This window comes from Exiguobacterium sp. S3 (assembly GCF_018617295.1).
In the GTDB taxonomy this organism is placed as follows: Bacteria; Bacillota; Bacilli; order Exiguobacteriales; family Exiguobacteriaceae; genus Exiguobacterium; species Exiguobacterium profundum.
Window position 1 is genome coordinate 16,071 of record NZ_JACSJW010000001.1, and the last position, 23,303, is coordinate 39,373.

Consider the following 23,303-nt stretch of genomic DNA (forward strand, 5'->3'; position numbering starts at 1 on the left):
GTCACATGATTACCGCACAAGATGTGTATGATTACATCCCCATCGACAAGGACGCTCTCCCTGAGCGTTTTGACATCGAGTTGGGGGTCGAGTTATACAGCATGCAGTTCAATTACAACGAGACCGGTGATTTTTTCACGGTCGATTTATATACAAAGAGTGAAGATGAAGATGTCCCGCTCGTGCTGGGTGAGAAGTTGATGTTGAACCTCCCATTGTGGGGGAGCATCAACCGCGACTCGCTCCCTGCCCCGACGTTGATTCCAATGGATGTGGGCGGCCAAGAGAAGCGCATCACATATGAAAACTTTATGGAATCGGTATTCCTGTATATTGCGGATGGAGGTGGGTCGGATGACGACGCCACTGTTTGACCGCATCGTCAAGGTGGACATCTCGTACGGTTCCACGCGTGGTTCGTTCCGAAATGATGGGGACGAGGGAATCGAGATTCGGTTCGAGGTGCCATTCGACGATGATGCCGACCCGAATGCAGGGACGGTCGAGCTCTACAACTTGTCCAAAACATCTCGTTCCTATATCAAGCGAGGGGCGACCATCACCGTACAAGCGGGTTATCGTGCAGACTACGGGGTCTTGGTGACAGGACGCGTGGCAAGCGTCAAGACGTACATGGACGGCGTCACACGCATCACGAAGATTGGTTATCTCGAAGGGGACGACTATTCACGGATCAAGTTGACCGCGAAGAATTCCGACCCAGCAGAGAAATATACGTCCGGGAAGAAAAAGGGACAGGACAAGAATCAGAAGCTTCAGATTGCATTCAAGAACGGCACGAAAGGCTCGACCATCATCAAGCGATTGGTCGATGCGGCCGGTATCAAGTTGGACGGGAAAATCGAGCTCGTCCGTGACAAGGTGTACAAGAAAGGCTATATCGTGACAGGAATCATCCTCAACAACTTGGAGGAAGTGGTGCGAGATTGCGGGTCGGTCATGTATCACCGACGCGGTCGTCTCGTCATCCGTCCCTTAAGAAAAGGGAATGATGAGCGCTTCACGCTGAGCGAGGACACCGGCCTCCTTGAAGCACCAGGACGATATGAATCAGACGACGAGGACGGTTACAACGTGTCCTGCTTACTCCAGCACCGCATCACCACAGCGAGTATCATCCGTATCAAGAGCAGTACCGCAAACGGATCGTATCGCGTGGCACGAGGTAAACATATTTGTGATGGACCTAATACATTTCGGACGGAGTGTGAGGTCGTATGACGAAGCAGACGGAGTTCTTCCGCGCGTTCGAGAAACGGATCCGCTTGAACATCCATACGTTCTTGCCCGCGCGAGTCGTGCGGTTCTATCCAGCAACGATGGAGGCGGACCTCGAGTTATTGTTTACTCAAGTTGATAACGACGGGCAGAGCGACCGCTATCCGTTGATTGAGAAGGCTCCCGTGCTGAAACACGTGGGCCTTTTGTCGTCTGGAGCGGTCGTGTTCGTCGCGATTGCGGAACGGGCGCTCGACAACCTACAGTCTCGACCGTTCGACCCGGAATCAAGTCGAATGCATGACTTGAGAGACGCGGTCGTCATCGGAGAATGGGAGGGATATTGATGCGAACACTTGCGATGAAAGACGGAGACCTTTTGTTCGAACAGGGGTCCATAAAGATCTATGAAGGCGATGAAGAATTGGCGCAAGCCGTGAGTCATTGTCTCTCCACTGCAAAGGGAGAATGGTATCTCGATGAAGACTACGGGTTGGATCGTGACGCGATTCTTGGCAAGGGATTCAACGAATCAGAGGCGACGGACGCCATCATCGAGTGCGTGACGCAGGATGAACGGATTGAACGGGTGCCGAGCATTGAATTTTATTTCGACAAACCAACTCGGACGCTTCGTATCGAGATGACCTTGCAAAAGACAGACGGAGAAACCATTGAATTGGAGGTGACCCTATAATGCTCGACGGCACAGGCTTTAAGCGAAAGACATACAACGAGTTGCAACAGGAGATGGACCAACGTGCCCGTGAGTTGTTTGGCGACGACATCAACACGTCCGAACGCTCACCAATCGGTATCTTGATTCGCCTGTTCGCGTGGTTCCTCGGCAAGTCTTGGGAACTTGCAGAGAAAGTCTACAACAGTGGATTCGTGACGAAAGCCGAGGGTGTGCAACTCGACAATTTGACGCCACTCTACAACACGCAGCGCATCGCCGAGCAATCGGCACGGACGACGCTGTCCTTCACGGGATCGCCAAACTATACGATTCTCACCGGCACGCAATTTGCGACAGAGAACGATATCTTGTTCACCCTCACGGAAAATGTGACGCTTGATAGTTTAGGAAGTGGAACGGGCGTTGCGTATGCGGTCGAGACAGGCGCATCGGGTAACGTCTTGGCCAACACGATCACAGTGCAAGCCGAGCCCGATGTCGATGTGCTGACCGTCAACAACCCCGAAAATGCGACAGGCGGACGAGAAGAAGAGACGGATTCCGAACTCGTCAACCGCTTGTTAGATTCATCTGCCGCCGGTGGTTCCGGTACAGGTAACAGTATCCGGGCACGACTACTCGGCGTCACAGGCGTTCGGGCCGCATCAGTCATCGAGAACAACACGATGGCGACGGTGGATGGCAACGAGCCGAAATCGATTCACGTTTATGTGCTCGGTGGTGAATCAGAGGATGTTGCGCAAGCGATTTTCGAGAAGAAGTCGGCTGGCATCGGAACGAACGGGGCTGAAATCGTCAACGTCGAGGACGCGAGCGGGAACAACCAGGTCATCAAGTTTGATTATGCGGTTGAGGTGCCGATCTACGTCAATGCCGACATCACGACGAATAATGCTTACCCAGCAGACGGCGCGGCACAAGTACAAGACGCCATCATCCGTTACATTGGCGGGCTCGCACAGGATGGGACAGAGTATAACGGGCTCGGCATGGGTGACGACGTCGTCTGGTCGAAACTGGTGCAGACGATTTTGAGCCAAGTCGAAGGGATTGAGGACGTGACGCTCACCATCGGCAAGACGGCAGGAAGTTTGAGTGCTGCCAACATAGCCATTGAAGCCGAAGAAGTCGCGCAGACGGACGTCACGAAGGTTGAGGTGGTCTGATGAGTGTCTTTCAAGAAATGTTTCGTAGACTCACAGACACCTATACAAAGAAAGAGGACAGTAACATCGGCAAGGTATTGCTCTTGCTATCCGAGCAAATCGATGACCTCAACGAGTCGTTCGTCGCCATCGAGAACTATCGCGATCTGAATCAAGCGACCGGCTCGACACTAGATCTGATTGGCAAAGCCATCGGGCAACCCCGAGGAAAGGCAACGGATGAGGTGTATCGCATCTTGTTGCGCGCGAGGATTGCCCGTAACGCATCGGACGGTACGACGGACAAGATTATCAATGCGCTTGCTTTGGCACTTAATACGGACCCGTCTGACATTCGCATCAGTGAATTGACTGATGGTGGCGTCTACGAACCGGCAACGGTCGGACTCGTCAATCTACCGATAGAAGCCTTGCTTGGTGCAGGTATGACCGCGACACAGTTCGGTATCCTCTTGCAACGGGTCGTAGCGGCTGGTGTTCGAGTCGCATCCGTCGATTTGACAGGTTCGTTTCAGTTGTCAGAAAGTGTCGACTCGAGCGTCATTGACAATGACAAAGGGCTGGCTAACCTCGACCAGACGACGGGTGGTACACTTTCCGGCTCATTCAGCCCGGAAGATGAGGTTGAACTACCAATTTAAAAAGGAGGGCATCATATGCCATTTACACAAGAGTCTCCCGAATGGAACGCGTCCGGCACGAAGCCACCGCAGAGTAAGCTAGACGCCGGTTGGCAAATTGGGGAACGTCCGCCGAGTGGATGGTGGAACTGGACGCTGAGCCGTACCCATGCATCTATCCGTGAATTACAACTGAACGCTATTCATACGGATCAAAAAGGTGTAGCGAACGGAGTCGCCTCACTCGGGGCAGACGGAAAAGTTCCAGCTTCCCAACTAAACGTAAGTGCGCCGGCTGATGCGACGACGACAGTCAAAGGAATTGTCATGCTCGAAGACAGTGTCACCTCGACCAGTGTCACGAAAGCGGCGACTCCGAAGAATGTCAAACAGGCGTACGACCTGGCGAACGCCGCTATTCCAATGTCTCAAAAATCACAACCGAATGGCGTGGCGTCTCTCGGAGCCGACGGCAAGGTTCCGCCTGCCCAACTGCCAACACTCGCCTCGACCGCCACCGACATCACCGTGACGGACACAGCCAACTATTACACGTCGACCAACGTCGAGGGCGCGCTTGCCGAACTCGGGCAGACGCTCAACGGCACACGCGCCAACCTCGTCGCCACCGCACAAGCGTTAGGGGTGATGTGAGATGCCGGCAACGATTAATCCTACATCCGGCGCACTCGGCAACAAGGAGGCCGCGACACTCACCGCATATACCGTGACACCCGAAGCAGGAAGCACTGTCACATCCATCGTCGAGAAGGTCAACGGTGTCACCGTCAACACATTTAACAACCCCGCGAGTCTATCCCGTACGCTGACGGTTCCGACCGCCACATGGGACACCCTCGCATACTTCGCCACCCACACGGCGAGTGTGACGGTCACGGATTCGAACGGGGCGACAACGGTGACGACGTACAGCTTCGACAAGCGCTTGGCGACAGGCGCTAGTCTGCTGGAAGCGACGAAAGCCAATGCGGACGCCAAGAACCGCATCAGCACGAAACGGGACGCTCTCGCCGCACAGGTTGGCTTGTCGGCGGGGTCAACGTTTGACGCGATTAGCGCACAGTTGACAAGTGGGAATGCGTTCATGAAAGTCGCAAAAGGTTCAACCTCGACATCTGGTGCGAACTTAACTGTTACAGGGATTGGATTTAAACCTAAGTTAGTAGTAGCGAGATTTATCGGATCTACGAGCGGTCACCAATACGTCGCAGTGTTTGCGGACAAAACTTTGCAAGGTGGGGTTTATGATACATCCATGTATACGAGCCAAAGTGGTTTCGGACCATCGACTTTCACATCAACCGACACCGGGTTTACTTTATACGTGTTTAGCGCAGGTACGTGGAATTGGATTGCACTAGGTTAAGGAGGTGTCACCATGCCGAAAATCAACGGTAAGATTTACTACAACAACGTGACGGGCAACGTCCTGCTCGTCGTCAACCAAAACGAGGGCGTGTGGCTACGGGAGACGACGTTTGCCGAGGACGTGGCGACGTACCCGCAACTCAAAGAGGTGGCGAGCAACGTCATCAGCGTCATCCGGCTCGCGTGGGACCAATACAAGGCGGACTTCGCCGTGTCGCGTCCGGTCAAGGTGGTCGACGGCAAGTTGACGTGGGTTCCGCTTGATGTGCCTGAGACGCCTGCCGAGGACAAGCCGTTTAGCGAGAGGGTGGCGGAGTTGGAGGCGGAGAACAAATTATTGAAACTCCAAAGCGAGGCACACGCGACGAATTATCAGTTTCTTGAGGATGTCGTCACCGAATTAATCATTACCACGATGCCATGATGAGGCGTCTTTTTTTATGGCTTGCACTCGGAGGGAAAGGAGGTGAGGCTATGATGGCATTGCTACTTGCACAACGCATTATTTTAGGTAAATTGACGTTCGCAGAGGTTCCTTCTTCGCTCAAACCAGCGGTGAAAGAAATTCTTGTTGAGTCTGGCGTCCCTGAACTCGCAGAATAATTACATTCTGGCGTCCTTCGGGGCGCCTTTCTCATGGAGACATCCACCAAATCAAAGGGGGTCACCCGATGCCTACAACCTACCAAGACCCCATTAAGGAGGCGCATCATGCGTACGCAACAATTCGGAGAGGCGGCGATTGCCGTCATCGCTACCTCAGCCACAGCCATGCTAGGGGGCTGGGACGTGGCGATTAAACTACTCGTCACCCTCATCATCATCGACTATATCACCGGCTTTCTCGCCGCAGCCAAACATAAGAAGCTGAACAGCGATGTCATGTGGTGGGGCGGCATCCGAAAGGGTGTCGTTTTTTTGGTCATCATCGTCGCCGTCCTGCTCGATGAGATGCTCAACAACAGCCATCCCGTCATGCGGACGCTCGTTATCTATTACTACATCGCACGTGAGGGGCTATCCGTCACGGAGAACTGCGCGCTGTTAGGCGTGCCTCTACCCGACAAACTCGTCGAAGTGCTCTCGCAACTCCAGGGAGACAAGCAAGACCCGACCATCGACCGCATCGCCCAAGACGTCGTACCCGAGGACGAACAGGTCAAGCCGGTCAGCCGCGAGGTGCCGATTGATGCAGAACTAGCCGAGAAGGAAGTCATCGCCACGAAGGAGGAAGACAAATGACCGAGAAAGCCATCTTGCCACTCAACAACGCACGGATCACGGCGGGGTACAAGAATGCCCTCTATCGTCAGAAGATGGGCTTCCAACACTTCGGTACCGACATGGCAGACTTGAACCGCAAGGACTTCGCCGTGTACGCCCCGTTCAAGATGAAAGTGGTCGCCGTCGGATATGACAATCTCATGGGCGGCTCCCTCATCGCCGTCAGCGAGAACCCGATTGACGTTCATTACGGACCGAAGAAAGGCGCTCGTCGCCTCGTCGTCCGCATGGCACACTTGGCTAAGACTTTCGTGAAAGTGGGGGATATCGTTGCACCAGAAGACACGAAGATTGCCGACTATGGTTCGACTGGCAAGTATGGCGGCTCTGCCCACCTGCATATCGAGATTGATACGGACATCAATTATCCGCAGTATAGCCCGACCCTTTCACGCTCCTCGAACATTTGGAAGGCGGGGCGCGATTCCACCGTGAATCCGATGGACGTTTTCAAAGTCGATGCTTCGGGGCAACGAGGCTACAAGCAATCGCTCAGCCATGCAAAAGCATCTGGCGCCTGGGTACAACCCGACGACAAGACGACGGTCGACCTCGATGGAAAGATTGTCAGAGCGAAAGGTGTATGACGCACGAACCCCCACCTCAAACGAGAGTGGGGTCTTTTTTGCGTTTCACTTTCGGCTTCTCGTGCATCTTACGGCTATACCCACGGTGCAGATACACCCATTGCCACCAAGTCGCATCCCGACTCGTCACCTCGCACAGATAGCGCATCCTCTGAGGATGTACCTCGATGACGCGGAATGTGATGTGCGGGTCGAGGTTCGCCATCACCAATCGGGAATAGATCAATTCATATGTATCGTCATACAGCAGGAACGGTCGCTTTGTCGCCGCCATGTCATCACCTCATATCGAGCATACGCTCGTCAAACAGCATCGTCACGTGGACGTTCCGTGAATCCTCAGCGTAGCAAATCGCACGATTCAAGGAACCGTCTTAACTCCGGCAACTCGTTCCGTCGATCACTCTCCCATAAATCCCTGAACGCCTCGGGGTCATGCGATAACGTCGTCTGCCGATAGGTGTGCTCGTCCACAGGCGTCATGATGACAATCGGGTCCGTCGACAAGCCGAGGAACACGTCCGTCTCGCCGTATGTCTCCGCCAGTCTCCACGTAGCTTTATACCGCCCATGCACGTCCGCAGGGACGAGTCGTTGATTGATGATGCTCCATTTCATAGTATCCCTCCAAATGAAAAAGCCCTCGTTCGAGAGCCTATTTCGCCACATGTAATCGATTATCCTGCGTCACGTACTTGGTGACCGAGCCCGTCTGCTCCACCGTCACTGCATGTAGTTTGCGCAACAAATCCTCAATCTCCTTCGTCGTTCCCTTGATCGCCACTTGGGTCCCACCGATGACCACAATGTTCATGACGCCCTCCTATCTAGTTGACTAGACGACTTTACTACTTGATTATTCCCGCAATATATAGAAGGAAAACCTTTCTACCTATCATTCAAATATAGGAACAAATGTTCTTTTATTTGGTGTAAGATTGTCTATACAGGGAGAGTGAGGTAGGATGGTTTTGCTTACTCTCATGCACAGGGTAGGGGGAGAAATATGAACATTCACTTTGATGAGAAGAAGAAAATCTATTACACGCGCGTAACCCTTGGTTATAACAACACGGGACAACGCATCCAAAAATATGTGACCGCCAAGACGAAGCGAGACATTCAATCGAAAGTTACGGCTTGGATCAACCGATTCGAATCGGGAGAGTTCAATGAAGTGGAACGGAGTGATGCGTCACTCACGTTTGAGGAAGTGGCTGATGAGTGGTTGACCGAGCACGTTGCCGAACTATCCATCAACACTCGAGACAGCTACACAGCACGAATGAACCGTATCTTGGACCATTTCAAAGGGAAGGTCGTCCAAGAGGTGACGACTCGAGACATTCGCGTTTTCTTGAAGGGTTTGCAAGAGGAAGGGCTGGCACCCGAGACGACGAACACGTATCGAAGCATCCTTTCCTCGCTATTCGGTTATGCCGTCCGCAACAAGTATGTGAGCGAGAACCCGGTCAGCGTCATCAAACAGTTCCGTATGCCGAAGAAGGAGATTCGCACATTTGACTCGCTGCAACTCACATCCTATTTGAATGGATGCAAAGAGTTGGCCGAGGAAGAGGCGAACCACGGGAACTACGTCGCCTTAAAGACTGCAGCATATACTGGTATGCGAATCGGTGAGGTGTTGGCGCTCCGTTGGTCGGACATCGACTTCGAGAATGCGACGATCCGCGTCGCTCACTCGTTATCGTACAGCACGAAGGACAAGCGTTACTCACTGGACGGGACGAAGAACAAACGAGTCCGTCACGTCACCATCTCAAACGAATTGGTCCAGACGTTGAAATGGTACAAGATGCAATGGATGTTCCTCGTGAAGAAGATGCGGAACGAGCCGGAGCCGACATTCGCAAACCTTGTCTTCCTCACGATTGAAGGGAAACCGAAGCACCGCTCTTATCTCCGTCACTGGCATAAGCGTGTCTTGCGTGAGAAGGGACTGCCTGAGGACTTCCGCATTCATGACTTGCGCCATACCCATGCCACGCTATTGCTCGAACTTGGTGAGCACCCAAAAGTCGTACAGGAGCGGTTAGGGCACAAGGACATCAGTGTCACGATGGACATGTACACCCACGTCACGATGACGCTCCAGAAACAGACGGCGGAGACGTTCGGGGCGTTAATGGATCAAAAGCTATCGAATGAGTAACAATCGTTCGACAAATTGAAAACCGATTCGACAAAGCGGTGCTCACGACACAGAAAAACGGAAACTGTGCAATTTCTGTGCAATGACAAAAAGAAAGCACCTCCTGTCATAAACAGGAAGTGCTCTGAACCGCTTGGTTGAGCGGTATTGTTGATGCCTCCGACGAGAATCGAACTCGTGCTGCAGCATTACCATTGCTGAGGTCTGCCACTAACCTACAGAGGCGTTACACCAACTATGTTACACAGATTATTCGTCGTTTTCAAGCTTTTTTAGAATAATAAGACCTCCAATCTTCGATAAAGGAAGACTGGAGGTCGAATGCTACATGTTTATTTTGTACGGATCCAAACGGCACCTGCAGAGTTGTCTTTCGCTTCACCGACTACGTCAATGACGAGACCGTATTGCGGAAGTTTGCGTCCTGCATCTGGAATGAGCGAGTTGATGTAAGAGTTTGCATCATTGAACTGCTTCACGCCAGACTGTGCTTTGTAATCGTACACGCCACGACTCGGTGAATCGATATACCAAGCGAGCGTCTTATCGAGACTGAACGCCGCATCAGCAATTTGGTAACGTGTGCTACCTGCGACTGTCTGTTGACCGTTCAAGTTACCGATGAGCGCTTCAGGATGTGAATCGACGACACCGAGGAACCCTTCTCCAGGGTGGACACCGACCCAGTTATCTGTGTACGAGTCATCACCATACCAAACGACGAGACCTGTGTTGTATTTTACGCCACGGCCGTTGAGAAGTCCCATATCCGACCCAGCGTGGTTACGCCATTCAAGGTAGTAATAGTGTGGTTTTGAATCGTATCCGTCTGAAGAGACGAATCCATCGAGCGTCACGGCTTCAGCGCCTTCCGCATCATCTGCGAAGAGTGTTGCGGATTCTGATTTGATTGACAAGTTGTCGACTGCGAAGCCTTTCATGGCGACGCCGCCGTCTGTCACGTATTCAAAGACGATTTGAACATCTTGTCCAGCGAATTGTGAGAGGTCGTATGATTTGTTGACCCATGCACCGTTCGTCGTCTCAGCAGGGTAGCCTGCTTCGTTCGCACCGTTGACGTCGTCACCGAATACATCGAGAACGACTTCTTGACCACCGCTAAGGGCTTTGATGTACAAGTAATCATAGTCCGATTCGACTTCATAGAATGAATCGAATGCGAGGACTCCGTCCGCACCAAGTTTCACAGCTGGTGTTGCCATCTCAGTATGGATGTCGTCACCTTTTGTCGAGTAATAGTAGCGATCGCCATAAGCTGGTTCGATTCCTTTAATCTTCTTATCAGGAAGGTTGACTTTGACGATGCCTGGGTTGTTTGATTTCGTCACAGATTGGTCGAGTTGTGCGACGAATCCTTGAGAGTTGATGTCTTCAAGGTCGACTTCAGTGATGTTTGCCCAGTTTCCACCCATGATTTTTTGGAAGTATTCTTTGTTTTGTGGTGAGAAGCTTGTTGGCTCCGTACCTGCGACTTTACCGGCCCAGCTACCGCCACTCATGATCGACCATGATTGAACCGGTTCGCCTTGACCTGTGTACTGCGTATCGTACTCATCGGGAAGACCGAGGTCATGTCCGAATTCGTGTGCGAAAACGCCGACCGCACCATCTTCTGGTTGAATCGTGTAATCGTACGCAGCCATTTTTCCGCCCCAGTAAGGAACTGCAGCTTCTGTATTGGCTACTGGGTAAACACCATCGAGAACCCAGCGATGTGACCATACCGCATCGTCACCGAGCGCACCGCCACCCGCTTCTTGGCCAGTCCCAGCGTGGATGATCATCAAGTGGTCAACGAGACCGTCCGGCTCATTGAAGTCACCGTCTCCATCCAAATCGTATAGGTCGTATTGGTCATGTTCTTTCAAATCGATTCCAGATGCGACCGCAGCATTCAACGCATCTTTGACGAGTTGACGTGGTCCCGGTCCGACGTTATCATGTCCGCCATCGCCTTTGTCCGCACCGTAGTCTTTTGCGGTTCCCGGAACGGTCAACCACTCCGAAACCTCACCATCAACTGTATAACTTCCGCCTGATTGTTCTTCATAGTATTGTTTGAACGTTTGCACCTTTTCGCCGTTAAAGAGTTCAAATTGTTGATCACCGAACATATAGTTTTCGTAATGTTCTTTACTGAAATTATCGCTGTACATATAGCCCGGCTCTTGGATGATGTTGTTGTGTTTGAAGTCACTGTACTCGACGAGAAGGACAAGGACTTTATCTTCACGTACCGAACCATTGTATGCAGATTGCTGGGCAGGAGATACTTTTACTTGACCGTTCGGTTTCCCTTTACGGTAATTCCCTTGCCCTTTTTTCGCTTTATCAAGAATTCGTTTTGATTCCTTTTCGAATTGAGTATGTATCTTCTCTTTTGCTTTTGAAGCCTTCTCGTTGACTTTGTCGTCGTGCTTATGTGGATCTTTCGCTTCGCCTTGCTTTTTCGCGATATACGCATCGACTGCTTTCATGCGTTCAGATGAAGACAATCCTTTTTTGATGACGCCACGTTTCTCGAGAGCTTTCGCGAGGCGCTCTTCATCGATGATATTGTGGTCGAACGGAGCGAGCTCGCTCGTTGTCGGAACCGATGGTGCAACCGAGAGGGGTGCAGCACCAGCTGCCGGAACGATACTGACTGTCATGGCAGATGTCATGAGAGCCGCGAGTGTCGTTCGACGGATGGAACGTTTTTTCATTTGTGTGAACCTCCTGTTAAAAAATAATGGGAAAATGTGTGAGCTTGTTGTAAATGTACTCTTTGTGTCTGATTAATGTCAATATTCAGAAAATAATAAACAAAAAAGGAGTCTAAAGACCTATTTAGTTCAATTTGACTAAATAGACTTAGACTCTAGGTCGATATATCCGTAATGGAACTTCGACGTTTTACGTTTTATGTGAGTGAAACCGTACCGTTCAAAGGTATCGCTCTCAAAATGCGCCTTCAAGACAATTCGTTTCATAGCTACTCGTGTTGCTTCGGTAATCAATTCTTGCGTGAGAGGGGAGGTGTCGGCGATTGTGCGAAGTGGGTTCAGATGAACCGATTCTGAAATCGTCTTTTCAAACATCGGATCAAAGTAAATACAATCAAACGAATTTTCCGCACACGATTTTAAATAGTCGAGAGAGTTGGAGTGAACGACCTCAATGCGTCGCATCGCCTCATTGACCTGCTCATCTTTTTCGACCCATACGGACATGCCTTCCCGGACGAGCTGTGCCGTAATGAATTGACTCTCAAGGCCAATTACTTTACCGGTTGAACCGACGACATGGCTCATGACGATACTGTCCGAGCCGAGTCCGAGTGTACAATCTAGAACATGATCACCTGGATTTGCTTGCATGGCATCAATGAGTGGATCTGATCCACCTCGGCTCAGTTGCTTTACCCGAAAGACGGAGCTCGATGGGTGAAAAAAGAACGGCTCTGTACTATGCAAAGGTGTGAACTCGACACGTCGTTTATCAAAGATAAGTACACCTTGTTGATGACGTTTCTTCAACTCATCAATGGAAAGTTTGCGTCGGTCGACAAATTTCATCTTGTATTCTGTGGCATGCGTATGCGCTCGAGACAAGACATCATCTGTCGGTCGCAAACATGTAGTGACAATATACATAATCCGGGCTCCTTCATAAAAAATGAGACGCAGTTGCGTCTCATTTTTTCTTACTGAGTAAGTCTGATAATTCATCGATAAGTGCTTTATGAGAAGCGAGTTCTTTCTTCTTCTCATCGTTCACGTTCATCGGACGTTTTGAACGGCTTTGTAGCGCTTCAAGCGTTTCATCGATTGACGACTTCAACGTATCACGTTCTTCAGGTTTCAGAGATACTTCGTGCGGATTTTCGCCAGAAGCATCTAATTCGCGGAGACGTGCCATCAATTGCTTCGCCTCGCGATTCAAATCGATTAACAATCTGTCAATTTGTTCCAATCGTAATTTAATCCCATCACGTTCTGTAAACATCTGTTTCACCTCTTTTTGCGGTTTAACCCTAAGGTCTCTTCCTGTTTACTTTACCATAAAATTAGTTAAACGAAACTACCGGGAATATATTCCATTTATTTTGGCTGTAAGAAACATTGTTTCTCTATCCCCACACGAATGTCACCTGCTATACTAACTGAGCTAATAAGGAGGTGGGCGGATGGAAACGACAAATCATCCACCAAAAGCGCTCAAAGGAGCGATTGTGTCGATTACGGCATATTTGATCTTATCTATACTAAAAGTATTCTTCGGGTACTTATATGAATCTGAAGCGGTCCTAGCCGATGGATTCAACAATACGACGGATATCATTGCTTCGGTCGCGGTCTATATCGGCATTCGGGTGGCTGCATTGCCACGGGATGCCGAGCATAAATATGGTCATGCGAAAATGGAGACAATCTCTGCTCTCATCGCTTCATTAATCATGATTGCGGTCGGTATTTTCGTCTTCTTTAACAGTCTATCGAACTTAATTGGGGGCGAGTATACCGAACCGAACCCGTTGGCAGCGGTAGTCGCCTTCGTCAGTTCGCTCGTCATGTTCGGGGTGTATCGGTTCAACTTGAACCTCGCGAAAAAAACAAAGTCATTGGCACTTAAAGCGGCGGCGAAAGACAACTTGGCCGATGCTATGATTTCAGTCGGAGCCACACTTGGTGTGCTATTCGCTTATTTTCAACTGCCTTGGATGGACACGGTCTTAGCAATTGTGATTGCCGGCATGATTATCCGGACAGCGATTCAAATCTTTTTAGATGCCACCCATCAGCTTTCTGACGGATTCCCTCCACATCTCGTCGAGTCATATGAGGAAACAATTGAACAATTTGAACGTGTGAAAGAAGTTCGGGAAATCAAAGGGCGTCATCTTGGGAATCACGTGATGCTCGATGTAACGATTGCAGTCGATGGCGATTTGACTGTGGACGCGGCCCATGAATTGTGTGACGATATCGAACGGAAACTAGATGAAGAGCATGCGGTCGATTCGGTGCATATTCATATCGAACCGGTTTGATGTTCGGTTATCTTTTGCGCTTCATGAAGGGATTCGTTTATAATAAGCGCAGACAGATATTGAACTACTAGTTAAGGAGGGCACGGGATGAACATCGTGCGTCAACCTATTCGCCAGATTGATGAGATTGAATATGAACACTTTCAAAAATACGGAGAAAGTGCATATGGCGTTTCTGCTGAAGAGTTAAAAGGGATCCTCGAGGAAATGGGGGCGGAGCAACTTTATCACGCAGAAGAGCATAGTTATGGAGAAGACTTCTATTACGACTTGATGGTCGATGACAAACTGGTCGGTAAAGTCTTGTTACTCAAGCTTGCCCGCGTATACCAACTCGACCTGATGGTGTTCGATGCGTACAAAAACAAAGGATATGCGACAGAAGGTTTGCGTCTTGCCTTACTGGACTCAAAATTGATGGATGGACAAACAGTCCGGGCTGGCATCCCACCGACGAGTCCACATCAACAAGAGATGCATCATGTTCTTATTCAGAACGGGTTCGAAAAGCGGAACGGTCTGTATTATTTAAATTTTAAGAAACGATATGTGGTAAACCATTAAGCTGACGGCGTCTCGCACGTCAGCTTTTTTCATATGGAGGGGTAAGGATGAAGCAAGTCACCATTAAAGACATTGCGGAGCTCGCTGGTGTCGCCAAAAGTACGGTCTCACGCTATCTGAACGGTGGATCGGTTGGAAAGGCAACAAGGGAAAAACTCGACCGGGTCATTCGAGATACGAACTATGAGCCGAATCAGTTCGCTCAAAGTCTCAAGTCGAAACAGACGAAGATGATTGGGGTCATCGTTCCACGGCTCGATTCGTATGCCGCCTCACGGACGATGATGGGGATTGATGAACAGCTCACGGAACAAGGATATCAAATGCTCGTCGTCAATACAGCACAACAGACGGAACGAGAAATCGAACAGCTATACAATTTAGCCAAACAAAAAGTCGCAGGAATCATCTGGCTTGGAACGACGGTCACGGAACGTCATCTTGAGGCGATTGAGGCGATTCAAATCCCGGTCTTGTTGATTGGTCAGCAACATGACAATGTCCATAGTCTCGTCTATCCTGACTATGATGCGGCCTATGCGCTCGGTAAACAGTTCACGGAGTGGGGTCATCGAAACGTGGTCTATGTCGGGGTGTATGAATCGGATATCGCGGTCGGTCAAGCACGCCGTGACGGATTTTTGCGGGCGTTTCAAGAGTCGGAGGCAAATGTCAAAGTCATTCAAACGACGTTTAAGATTGAGGATGCCATTCCAATTGGTGAACAGTTGGCGGATGAGGTCGGCACTATTTCCTTAATCGTTTGTGCGACCGACAACATTGCTTTGGGAATATTGAAAGGATTGGCGAATCAGGAAATCACTGTCCCGAGGGATATCTCTGTCAGTGGATTTGGAGGATATGATTTCACGGAAGTCCTGCATCCATCCATCACGACGGTGCACCTTCCTTATCGCCGAACTGGTGCGAAAGCTGCCGACATGATGCTACAGCTGTTGCAAGGTGAACACGTCTCAATGAAAACGTTCACAATTTTTGAACTAAAAGTGCGCGAAAGCGTTGACAAGTTAAATTAAATCGTTTAAATTTGTGTTGCGGAACCGGTTCCGCAACATTTTTTATTCTAAAATGGAACCGGTACCAATTTAATAAAGAACTCATATGATTTATGGAGGTGGACGATATGAACACCGTACATTGTATCGGCGAATTATTGATTGACTGGGTATGCGAGGATGCGTCTAGCGATCTCGTGAACGGGACGACGTTCGTCAAGAAGGCGGGAGGCGCACCTGCGAATGTCGCGGCAGTCGTCAGTAAGCACGGGGGGCAATCTAGTTTCCTCGGACAGGTTGGAGATGACCCGTTTGGTCTCTTCTTGAAACAGACGTTGGTCGAGAACGGCGTCCGAACAGAAAACCTTGTGGAGTCTGGAGACACGACGTTCGCATTCGTATCGATTCAAGAGGACGGAGAGCGGGACTTCACATTCCGTCGCGGAAGTGACGGGGAGTATGCCTTCGAGTCGATCGACTTATCGGTGATCGAGTCAGGGGACATCATTCATTTCGGCTCGGCGACAGCACTACTTGATGGAAAATTGAAAGACGCGTACTTCAAGTTATTGCAATTTGCAAAGCGGGATTGCTTGTTTATCTCGTTCGACCCGAACTATCGAGATGCATTGATCACGGACCTCGAGCAATTTAAACAAGATGCGAGACACTTCATCGCGGAATCGGACTTCATTAAACTGAGCGAAGAAGAAGCATACTTGTTAACCGGAGAAGAACAACTAGAAGACGCTGTTCGTGCACTGCTTGAATTAGGGGCAAAACAGATTGCCATCACACTAGGGTCTCGTGGGACGTTGATTGCGACAAGCACGCATCATGAAATCGTTCCTTCAATCTCAATCGACAGTATCGATTCGACGGGAGCGGGAGATGCGTTCGTCGGAGCTTACTTATATCGGTTGGCAACACTCGGGTTTGACCCGGAGCGCTTACGTTCCGACATTGAATATGCGAACGTAACGGGTGCATTGACATGTACAGCTTATGGCGCCATTCCAGCAATTCCATCACGACAACTTGTGAATGAAACGTTAGGAGGGAAATGAAGATGGATTACAAAAAAGAAGCAGCATCGATCCTAGAGGCGATTGGTGGGAAAGAAAACGTTGCGGCAGCCGCGCACTGTGCGACTCGCCTTCGACTCGTATTGAACGATGAGTCAAAGGTCGATGAGAAAGCACTCGAACAACTTGATGTGGTTAAGGGAACATTCTCTACAGGCGGACAATATCAAATCATCATCGGACAAGGTACGGTCAACAAGGTCTATGCGGAATTTTCACAATTGACTGGCCTTGGAGACATGTCGACGACAGACGTGAAGTCAGCCGGAGCGAAAAAAATGAACCCGCTCCAACAGTTCGTCAAAATGTTATCGGATATCTTCGTTCCAATCATCCCGGCCATCGTCGCCGGCGGTCTCTTGATGGGAATCAACAACTTATTGACGGCACCGGATTTGTTCTTTGATGGACGTTCGTTGATTGACCAGTATCCAGGCATGGCCGACCTCGCAGCGATGATCAATACGTTCGCAAACGCCGCCTTCGTCTTCCTTCCTGTACTCATAGGGTTCTCCGCAGCCAAACGGTTCGGTGGTAACCCGTACCTAGGTGCAGCGCTCGGGATGATCATGGTCCACCCGGACTTGATCAATGCATACGCTCAGGCAAGCGTTGAGGAGATTCCGGTTTGGAACATCTTTGGGCTTGAGATTGAGAAGTTAGGATACCAAGGACAAGTCTTACCAGTCCTCGTCTCGACGTATATTTTATCGAAACTTGAAATCAACATTCGGAAGTTCATGCCGGCATCACTTGATATTTTGCTCACGCCATTGCTCTCACTTCTCTTCACAGCATTCATCACGTTCGCCTTCGTGGGTCCAATCACACGCGAAGCAGGGAACTTGATCATTGATGGATTAGTATGGACGTACGATTCACTCGGGTTCGTCGGTGGCTTGATCATGGGTCTTCTCTACGCTCCAATCGTTATCACGGGGATGCACCATAGCTTCATCGCAATTGAGACACAGCTTCTCGCCGATATCGCTGAAACAGGGGGATCGTTCATCTTCCCAATCGCTGCAATGTCAAACGTCGCACAAGGGGCAGCTACCCTTGCCGTCTTCTTCTTGACTGCTGATAAGAAGATGAAAGGTGTCGCCTCAGCATCAGGAATCTCTGCATTACTTGGGATCACAGAGCCTGCCATGTTCGGGGTCAACTTAAAACTTCGTTATCCATTCATCGCAGCCATCGTTGGTTCAGCCGTTGCGTCTGCATTCATCGTTGGAAACGACGTATTGGCAGTAGCGCTCGGTGCTGCCGGATTACCAGGAATTATCTCAATCGCACCGGGTTCGATCATCTCGTATATCATTGGTATGGTCATCGCCTTTGCCGTGACATTCGGATTGACATTCATCCTTGCGAAACGACAAGCAAAAAAAGAAGCGGTCAAACAAGCCGCGTAACGAAAAAGGAAGTGACACTATGAATTGGACGAAGGCCGAACGTTATCGTTCACTCCGTGACGTGAGCGCCCTCGAGATGGAGGTGCTCCGTGCAAAGACGGCCGCATCCCCGTGGCGGTTTGGGTACCACATCCAGCCGCCGACGGGCCTCCTCAATGACCCGAACGGCTTCGCATATTACGATGGAGAGTACCATCTATTCTATCAATGGTTCCCGCTCGGGCCAGTTCACGGTCTCAAACATTGGTATCATGTCAGTTCGAAAGATCTCGTCCATTGGACCGACCGCGGGGTGGCGTTAGTCCCTGAAACGAAAGAAGATTCCCATGGTGCCTATTCAGGAAGTGGTTTCGTTGTGGACGACACCCTTCACGTGATGTATACAGGGAATCATCGTACGGACGATTGGACGCGTCACGCCTCGCAAATCATCGGTGTACTGCGTGAAGGGATGATCGAGCGCCGTAACGTGGCCATCCCGGATATCCCGGCAGGCTATACGGAACACTTCCGAGATCCAAAGGTATGGGAAGCAGATGGCACATATTATGCGATTGTCGGAGCGCAGCGCACTGATGAGACAGGTTGTGTCGTCTTATATCGTTCAACTGACTTAAATGATTGGACATTTTTAGGTGAAGTGAAGACGGAGCTCACCCCATTTGGTTACATGTGGGAGTGTCCTGACGTCTTTGAAATTGAAGGAAAACACGTGCTCATTTTTTCTCCGCAAGGGATTGAGCCGGAAGGTCATCGCTACCACAACATCTACCAATCTGGATATGTCACAGGCACGCTTGATTTGGAGACACTCGTCTTCAAACATGAGTCGTTTGAAGAGCTCGACTTCGGGTTTGACTTTTATGCACCGCAATCGACGGAGCATGACGGGCGTCGTATTCTAGTCGGTTGGATGGGCCTACCGGAAATCGAATATCCGACAGACCGGTACGGCTGGGCACATGCGTTAACACTGCCACGTGAACTATCAGTGGAAGATGGTGTATTGAAACAACGACCTGTCCCAGAAATGAAGCAACTACGACAAGACCAGTTTATTAAAGAATCGAGTACGCTGATCGACATGGTCACTCCTGAACGTTATGAATTGGAACTGTCGACTTCTGGGGAAGACTTCAAACTTGAACTGTTGAAGACAGAAGATGAGTCGCTTGTGATTCGATACGAGAAAGAAACATCCGAATTGACCATCGACCGGACGAATGCAGGTGAACCGTTCGCAACCGAGTTCGGGACGACTCGGACCAAGGTGATCAACGTCACATCCCTTCGGCTGTATGTCGACTCATCGAGTGTCGAGTGTTTCGTCAACGATGGTGACGCTGTGGCCACGCTTCGCGTTTTCCCAAACGATGAAGAGAAACGAGTTCGCTATGTCGGGGACAATGCAAGTGTAGTCGGTTGGAAGTATGAATGAGTGAAAAAGCTGAGCGAACGCTCGGCTTTTTTTATTTCCATATTTTGAAACCGTTTTGATTGGATCTACGTATTGAGATAGAGAAGAAAGAGGTGAAAGAATGGAAAAAATGATGAAATGGGTTGATGCGATTCGAACGATTACCGCACCATTCGGGGATCCAGTGGGAGAAATTGAGAATGAAGAAGTTGAACGTGTGGTGGTGGCAGAATCGGTAGGACTGGGTTCGTTTAATGAAAAAATAGCACTAGAGTTCCACTCGTTGGATCAAGTGAGAGTGTTCGCGGAAATGCTACGAAGTTCAGAAGTAATCGAAGACATCGAAATCGAAGTAGCACCCGATTTTGACCTCATCGTACAATTTAAAGGTGGAGAGCAAGAGCGCTATCAGCTTTGGCTCGGACAACCGGACCATCTAAGTGTGATCACAGAATTTGAACGAACAGACGTTATCTGGAGAATCCCGGAACATACAACGAATCAATTGATTGATGCCCTCGGATTAGAGGCGTAAAAAAGCACCTCTTTTTGAGATGCTTTAGGAGTTAAAACGGATAAATCGTTCGATTTGTCGCTCTGATTTTCTTGCTTGCCGTCCGACCCAAATCAAGTGACCGGGACTGTTCAGAATCGTAAGCTGCGCATGTGGGATCAAGCGCTTCGCGTAATGGGCATGTCGAACAGGAACTGCTTTGTCGTTTTTCGAGTGAATGATATAGGTTGGGCACGACACACCGAGTAACACCTCACTCGAGACACGTTGTTTCAAATCGAACTGTGCGCCAAGTCCAAACGCCATCTGATTCGCGACGCGTTTCAGGAGGAAAATATCATAAGGAGACACCTCTTCTCGAATCGTCTCGAGTGCCAACACGCTCGTCGATTGAATCATACGGGCCGTCGCTTCGAATGGATGTTTATGAATGGCACGAGCAATAAACTGTTTCATGATGTATTGAAGTGCGATAAATGCGGGTTGGACGACATTTCGGCTGACCGTGTCCCGATACGGGAAATCAACGACACTCGTCACGGCGGCAGCGAGGGTCAAACTAAGGACACACTGATTCTGTGAAGCGAGCTCGATCGCGGTCGGTCCTCCGGCAGAGATGCCATAGACATGATATCGATCAATATCTAGCATTTGCATCAAGTGAGAGAGTCGGGATGCAAACAATTGAGGAGATGCTGAAAAAGAGTATGGTGTTTCTCCATATCCGGGTCTAGATGGGACAATGACCCGGAAACCGGATAAAACGAGTTGGTCCACATGGTATGGTTCTAAACTCGATGACTGGGTCCCATGGATCAGTACGATGACGGGACCGTGACCGCGGTCTATATATTCGATTTTTGAGCCGTCGACGTGTGCATAATATTTCAACTTAGATGGCGCCTCCTTAAACGTTTTGTAATGGAAAATACCTTTATTTCGTGGAAATAAAATGATAATGTCTGTTTATACATAATTTAGACAGAGAGACGAAAGGGGATAGAACCGTGAATAACCGAGAGCGGTTACTTGAAGTTCGACGTTTCTTCGAACGTTACACGGACGAAGCGAATCCAAAGACACTAGAAGATTTGCTCGAGTACTTGTCAACGATAGGAGATACTTCTAAGTTAGCAAAAAAATCGGTGAAAGACGATATCCAGGCACTGAATAATTCGGGGTTTGAAGTGCAGGATGAATTGGAGAAGAATGGTCTCGCTAAAAAGTATTGGCATTCGGCCCGCTTATTTGAGATTCATGAACTCCGGATGATGGTCGATGCGATTGTCGCAGCGAAATTTATCTCGGAAGACGTGACCGAGGAAATTGTAGAGAAACTTCAAATGCTGACGAGTATCCCTGAAGCGAAGACGCTACAATCGATCATCAAGACGCCGAAGAAAAAACACGGACACATTCCTTACCATATCGATCGTATCCAACGGGCCATTCATGAACGAAAAGCTATCTCGTTCCAATATACAGACGTCGTCGGATTTGATGTGACGAAACGAACGTTCCCGCTCCGCCGTGACGGAGAGCGATACGTCGTTAATCCAATCGATTTGCATTGGAATCACGAGCAGTACTACTTGATCGGGATCGACGAATCAATCGGAGAGGTGCGGAACTACCGGGTTGACCGCATCGTCAATTCGGAGATTGTGGAAGATGGCACCATTCGTCCGAAGCATCATTTACCTGATGATTACTATCAAAAATCATTCAATATGTATAACGGATCTGATGAACAAATCGTTTTGTCCGTCGACGAACGCGTTCTCCCGGTCATCTTTGACAAGTTAGGGGAAGACGTTTCTGTTTCTGAACATGGAGAACGATTCCTCATCCGTTTCGATGCGGCCGTTTCTGACGGATTTATTTACTGGTTGCTATCTTTGGGTTCACAAGTAGAAGTGGTTGAACCACTCACGCTTCGTGATCATATGAAAGCAACGATTGAGAAGATGGCAATTACTTATGAACATACAAGCATTCATTCCTCCATCGAGTAAGCAGATGTGCTATACTGCTTGCGACACTAGATGAAGGGGGACAGGCGGATGTTGAATTGGATGCCATTGATCATTCCGATTGTCGCTGTCATTTTCGTAACGATCGTCGCAAGACGCGCCATGAAAATGGATAAAGAGAACTAATAGGAAGAGACATCGTCCAGGATTGGGAGATGTCTCTTTCGCTATGGAGGTAGAACGTGGATACGATTACACATACGTTATTCGGTTTGACGTTATATGGTGCAGCCGATAAGCGTGAGTTACAACAACATGAAAAACGAGCCTTATTCGTCACGACACTCGTCGGGAGCCAAATCCCTGACAGTGATGTAATTTCACGGCTGTGGGACACGGAAGGCATGTATCAGATGTGGCATCGCGGCATCACTCACTCGATCTTCCTCGTTCCGCTCTTTGCACTGCTCATCTACATACTGGTTCGCCTTCTCTTTCGAGTGACGGACATCCGCTATTTTTGGTGGGCATTATTGTCTGTCTTCGTACACAATACATCCGATTTGTTCAATGCATGGGGGACAGGGTATTTCGAACCGATCTCGGACGTGAGGATCACATTCGGTGTGATCCCGATTGTCGATTTTGTCTATTGGGGAATCTTCTTGGTCGCCTGGCTCGTCGCACGTAAACAAGAAGTCCGTTATAAGACGTATCGGTATGCATGGGCTGCCCTCGTTCTTTATGTCGCGCTTCAAAGTGCGCAGGGCGCCTATTTATATCAGTCTTATTCAAAGGAATATGACGAAGTGGCGCTCTCGGCTTCATTTATCCCGACTCAGTTCACGGTCATTACGAAGACTGACGAGGACGTATCGCTCTTTCAAGATTCGATATATCAAGAAGCGACCTTGCAATACGAATTGACGAGTGCCGAAAAGGCGAGTCTTGAACCATTGTTTGAAGCGAATCATGAGGCGCGCACATTGACCAAATGGTCGCCGTTCGTCGTCATCGTAGCAAACGAAGAACGGCTCGGCGTCTTTGACCCGCGGTTTTATGATGGCGAATCCTCATTTTTATATGAATACATCGAAAGGTAGGACAA

Annotated in this window: 29 protein-coding genes and 1 tRNA gene; 22 read left to right on the forward strand and 8 right to left on the reverse strand. The window is 49.5% G+C overall.

Going from position 1 to position 23,303, the window contains the following annotated elements; translation table 11 throughout:
- Window positions 1-5 precede the first annotated feature (5 nt).
- From KNO65_RS00115 to KNO65_RS00165, 12 genes are all read left to right on the forward strand, one after another.
- Window positions 6-374 carry a phage baseplate plug family protein gene (locus tag KNO65_RS00115; RefSeq protein WP_214780976.1) on the forward strand — a complete coding sequence of 123 codons (369 nt, stop codon included), beginning with the start codon at window positions 6-8 and terminating at the stop codon, window positions 372-374.
- Entirely contained in the window at window positions 355-1,242 is an 888-nt protein-coding gene (locus KNO65_RS00120; protein ID WP_214780977.1) for a phage protein, read from the forward strand. The genes KNO65_RS00115 and KNO65_RS00120 overlap by 20 nt, the downstream gene beginning before the upstream one ends.
- Window positions 1,239-1,586 carry a Gp138 family membrane-puncturing spike protein gene (locus KNO65_RS00125; protein WP_214780979.1) on the forward strand — a complete coding sequence of 116 codons (348 nt, stop codon included), beginning with the start codon at window positions 1,239-1,241 and terminating at the stop codon, window positions 1,584-1,586. The genes KNO65_RS00120 and KNO65_RS00125 overlap by 4 nt, the downstream gene beginning before the upstream one ends.
- Window positions 1,586-1,936, forward strand: a complete 351-nt coding sequence (locus KNO65_RS00130) for a DUF2634 domain-containing protein (protein ID WP_214780982.1) — start codon at window positions 1,586-1,588, stop codon at window positions 1,934-1,936. The genes KNO65_RS00125 and KNO65_RS00130 overlap by 1 nt, the downstream gene beginning before the upstream one ends.
- Window positions 1,936-3,105 (forward strand): baseplate J/gp47 family protein, encoded by a 1,170-nt coding sequence (locus KNO65_RS00135; RefSeq protein WP_214780983.1) that lies wholly within the window; start codon window positions 1,936-1,938, stop codon window positions 3,103-3,105. The genes KNO65_RS00130 and KNO65_RS00135 overlap by 1 nt, the downstream gene beginning before the upstream one ends.
- Window positions 3,105-3,746: a DUF2612 domain-containing protein gene (locus KNO65_RS00140; RefSeq protein ID WP_214780985.1), complete on the forward strand. Its 642-nt coding sequence runs from the start codon at window positions 3,105-3,107 to the stop codon at window positions 3,744-3,746. The genes KNO65_RS00135 and KNO65_RS00140 overlap by 1 nt, the downstream gene beginning before the upstream one ends.
- 15 nt (window positions 3,747-3,761) lie before the next feature.
- Complete coding sequence (locus tag KNO65_RS00145; RefSeq protein WP_214780988.1) at window positions 3,762-4,379, forward strand: phage tail protein; 618 nt, start codon at window positions 3,762-3,764, stop codon at window positions 4,377-4,379.
- A gap of 1 nt (window position 4,380) precedes the next feature.
- On the forward strand, window positions 4,381-5,112 hold the full coding sequence (locus tag KNO65_RS00150) for a hypothetical protein (protein ID WP_214780991.1): 732 nt from the start codon (window positions 4,381-4,383) through the stop codon (window positions 5,110-5,112).
- A gap of 12 nt (window positions 5,113-5,124) precedes the next feature.
- Complete coding sequence (locus tag KNO65_RS00155) at window positions 5,125-5,538, forward strand: hypothetical protein (RefSeq protein ID WP_214780994.1); 414 nt, start codon at window positions 5,125-5,127, stop codon at window positions 5,536-5,538.
- Between the two features lie 50 nt (window positions 5,539-5,588).
- Window positions 5,589-5,717, forward strand: a complete 129-nt coding sequence (locus KNO65_RS15740) for a CD1375 family protein (RefSeq protein WP_276693770.1) — start codon at window positions 5,589-5,591, stop codon at window positions 5,715-5,717.
- Window positions 5,718-5,825: 108 nt separating this feature from the next.
- Window positions 5,826-6,356 carry a phage holin family protein gene (locus KNO65_RS00160; RefSeq protein WP_214780997.1) on the forward strand — a complete coding sequence of 177 codons (531 nt, stop codon included), beginning with the start codon at window positions 5,826-5,828 and terminating at the stop codon, window positions 6,354-6,356.
- Entirely contained in the window at window positions 6,353-6,985 is a 633-nt protein-coding gene (locus KNO65_RS00165) for a M23 family metallopeptidase (protein ID WP_214781000.1), read from the forward strand. The genes KNO65_RS00160 and KNO65_RS00165 overlap by 4 nt, the downstream gene beginning before the upstream one ends.
- A gap of 16 nt (window positions 6,986-7,001) precedes the next feature.
- Here the strand turns inward: KNO65_RS00165 and KNO65_RS00170 are convergent, their stop codons facing one another.
- The 3 genes from KNO65_RS00170 to KNO65_RS00180 all read right to left on the reverse strand — a co-directional run bounded on the left by KNO65_RS00170 (window position 7,002) and on the right by KNO65_RS00180 (window position 7,799).
- Window positions 7,002-7,259, reverse strand: a complete 258-nt coding sequence (locus KNO65_RS00170) for a hypothetical protein (protein ID WP_214781003.1) — start codon at window positions 7,257-7,259, stop codon at window positions 7,002-7,004.
- A 65-nt stretch (window positions 7,260-7,324) separates the two neighbouring features.
- The gene (locus KNO65_RS00175) at window positions 7,325-7,603 is read right to left on the reverse strand and encodes a hypothetical protein (RefSeq protein WP_214781006.1); all 279 of its coding nucleotides are present in this window, start codon (window positions 7,601-7,603) and stop codon (window positions 7,325-7,327) included.
- Window positions 7,604-7,640: 37 nt separating this feature from the next.
- On the reverse strand, window positions 7,641-7,799 hold the full coding sequence (locus tag KNO65_RS00180) for a hypothetical protein (RefSeq protein WP_214781008.1): 159 nt from the start codon (window positions 7,797-7,799) through the stop codon (window positions 7,641-7,643).
- A 192-nt stretch (window positions 7,800-7,991) separates the two neighbouring features.
- On the opposite strand from KNO65_RS00180, the gene KNO65_RS00185 reads away from it, so the two are divergent.
- Complete coding sequence (locus tag KNO65_RS00185; protein ID WP_214781011.1) at window positions 7,992-9,158, forward strand: tyrosine-type recombinase/integrase; 1,167 nt, start codon at window positions 7,992-7,994, stop codon at window positions 9,156-9,158.
- Between the two features lie 154 nt (window positions 9,159-9,312).
- Here KNO65_RS00185 and KNO65_RS00190 read toward each other — a convergent pair.
- The 4 genes from KNO65_RS00190 to KNO65_RS00205 form a co-directional block, all read right to left on the reverse strand.
- Window positions 9,313-9,383 (reverse strand) — tRNA-Thr (locus tag KNO65_RS00190).
- 107 nt (window positions 9,384-9,490) lie between these two features.
- On the reverse strand, window positions 9,491-11,884 hold the full coding sequence (locus tag KNO65_RS00195) for an immune inhibitor A domain-containing protein (protein WP_214781014.1): 2,394 nt from the start codon (window positions 11,882-11,884) through the stop codon (window positions 9,491-9,493).
- A gap of 138 nt (window positions 11,885-12,022) precedes the next feature.
- Window positions 12,023-12,814 (reverse strand): class I SAM-dependent methyltransferase, encoded by a 792-nt coding sequence (locus tag KNO65_RS00200; protein ID WP_214781017.1) that lies wholly within the window; start codon window positions 12,812-12,814, stop codon window positions 12,023-12,025.
- 40 nt (window positions 12,815-12,854) lie between these two features.
- A complete protein-coding gene (locus KNO65_RS00205) occupies window positions 12,855-13,166 on the reverse strand; it encodes a hypothetical protein (RefSeq protein ID WP_012726238.1) in 312 nt (103 codons plus the stop codon).
- 181 nt (window positions 13,167-13,347) lie between these two features.
- Between KNO65_RS00205 and KNO65_RS00210 the strand changes: the two genes are divergently transcribed.
- The 7 genes from KNO65_RS00210 (at window position 13,348) to KNO65_RS00240 (ending at window position 20,243) form a co-directional block, all read left to right on the forward strand.
- Window positions 13,348-14,211 (forward strand): cation diffusion facilitator family transporter, encoded by an 864-nt coding sequence (locus KNO65_RS00210; protein ID WP_196430674.1) that lies wholly within the window; start codon window positions 13,348-13,350, stop codon window positions 14,209-14,211.
- An 87-nt stretch (window positions 14,212-14,298) separates the two neighbouring features.
- On the forward strand, window positions 14,299-14,775 hold the full coding sequence (locus KNO65_RS00215) for an N-acetyltransferase (protein WP_159562258.1): 477 nt from the start codon (window positions 14,299-14,301) through the stop codon (window positions 14,773-14,775).
- Window positions 14,776-14,822: 47 nt separating this feature from the next.
- Window positions 14,823-15,812 carry a LacI family DNA-binding transcriptional regulator gene (locus tag KNO65_RS00220; protein ID WP_214781020.1) on the forward strand — a complete coding sequence of 330 codons (990 nt, stop codon included), beginning with the start codon at window positions 14,823-14,825 and terminating at the stop codon, window positions 15,810-15,812.
- 107 nt (window positions 15,813-15,919) lie between these two features.
- Window positions 15,920-16,858 (forward strand): carbohydrate kinase family protein, encoded by a 939-nt coding sequence (locus KNO65_RS00225; protein WP_214781023.1) that lies wholly within the window; start codon window positions 15,920-15,922, stop codon window positions 16,856-16,858.
- A gap of 2 nt (window positions 16,859-16,860) precedes the next feature.
- Window positions 16,861-18,291: a sucrose-specific PTS transporter subunit IIBC gene (locus tag KNO65_RS00230; RefSeq protein ID WP_214781026.1), complete on the forward strand. Its 1,431-nt coding sequence runs from the start codon at window positions 16,861-16,863 to the stop codon at window positions 18,289-18,291.
- Window positions 18,292-18,310: 19 nt separating this feature from the next.
- The gene (locus KNO65_RS00235) at window positions 18,311-19,729 is read left to right on the forward strand and encodes a glycoside hydrolase family 32 protein (protein WP_214781029.1); all 1,419 of its coding nucleotides are present in this window, start codon (window positions 18,311-18,313) and stop codon (window positions 19,727-19,729) included.
- Window positions 19,730-19,829: 100 nt separating this feature from the next.
- Window positions 19,830-20,243 (forward strand): YhfM domain-containing protein, encoded by a 414-nt coding sequence (locus KNO65_RS00240; protein WP_214781032.1) that lies wholly within the window; start codon window positions 19,830-19,832, stop codon window positions 20,241-20,243.
- Between the two features lie 24 nt (window positions 20,244-20,267).
- On the opposite strand, the gene KNO65_RS00245 is transcribed toward KNO65_RS00240, so the two are convergent.
- Window positions 20,268-21,113 (reverse strand): alpha/beta fold hydrolase, encoded by an 846-nt coding sequence (locus KNO65_RS00245; RefSeq protein ID WP_078146867.1) that lies wholly within the window; start codon window positions 21,111-21,113, stop codon window positions 20,268-20,270.
- A 116-nt stretch (window positions 21,114-21,229) separates the two neighbouring features.
- Between KNO65_RS00245 and KNO65_RS00250 the strand changes: the two genes are divergently transcribed.
- Together KNO65_RS00250 and KNO65_RS00255 are read left to right on the forward strand one after the other, a co-directional pair.
- Window positions 21,230-22,237 carry a helix-turn-helix transcriptional regulator gene (locus KNO65_RS00250; protein ID WP_214781035.1) on the forward strand — a complete coding sequence of 336 codons (1,008 nt, stop codon included), beginning with the start codon at window positions 21,230-21,232 and terminating at the stop codon, window positions 22,235-22,237.
- Window positions 22,238-22,437: 200 nt separating this feature from the next.
- Window positions 22,438-23,298: a metal-dependent hydrolase gene (locus KNO65_RS00255; RefSeq protein WP_214781037.1), complete on the forward strand. Its 861-nt coding sequence runs from the start codon at window positions 22,438-22,440 to the stop codon at window positions 23,296-23,298.
- Window positions 23,299-23,303 lie beyond the last annotated feature (5 nt).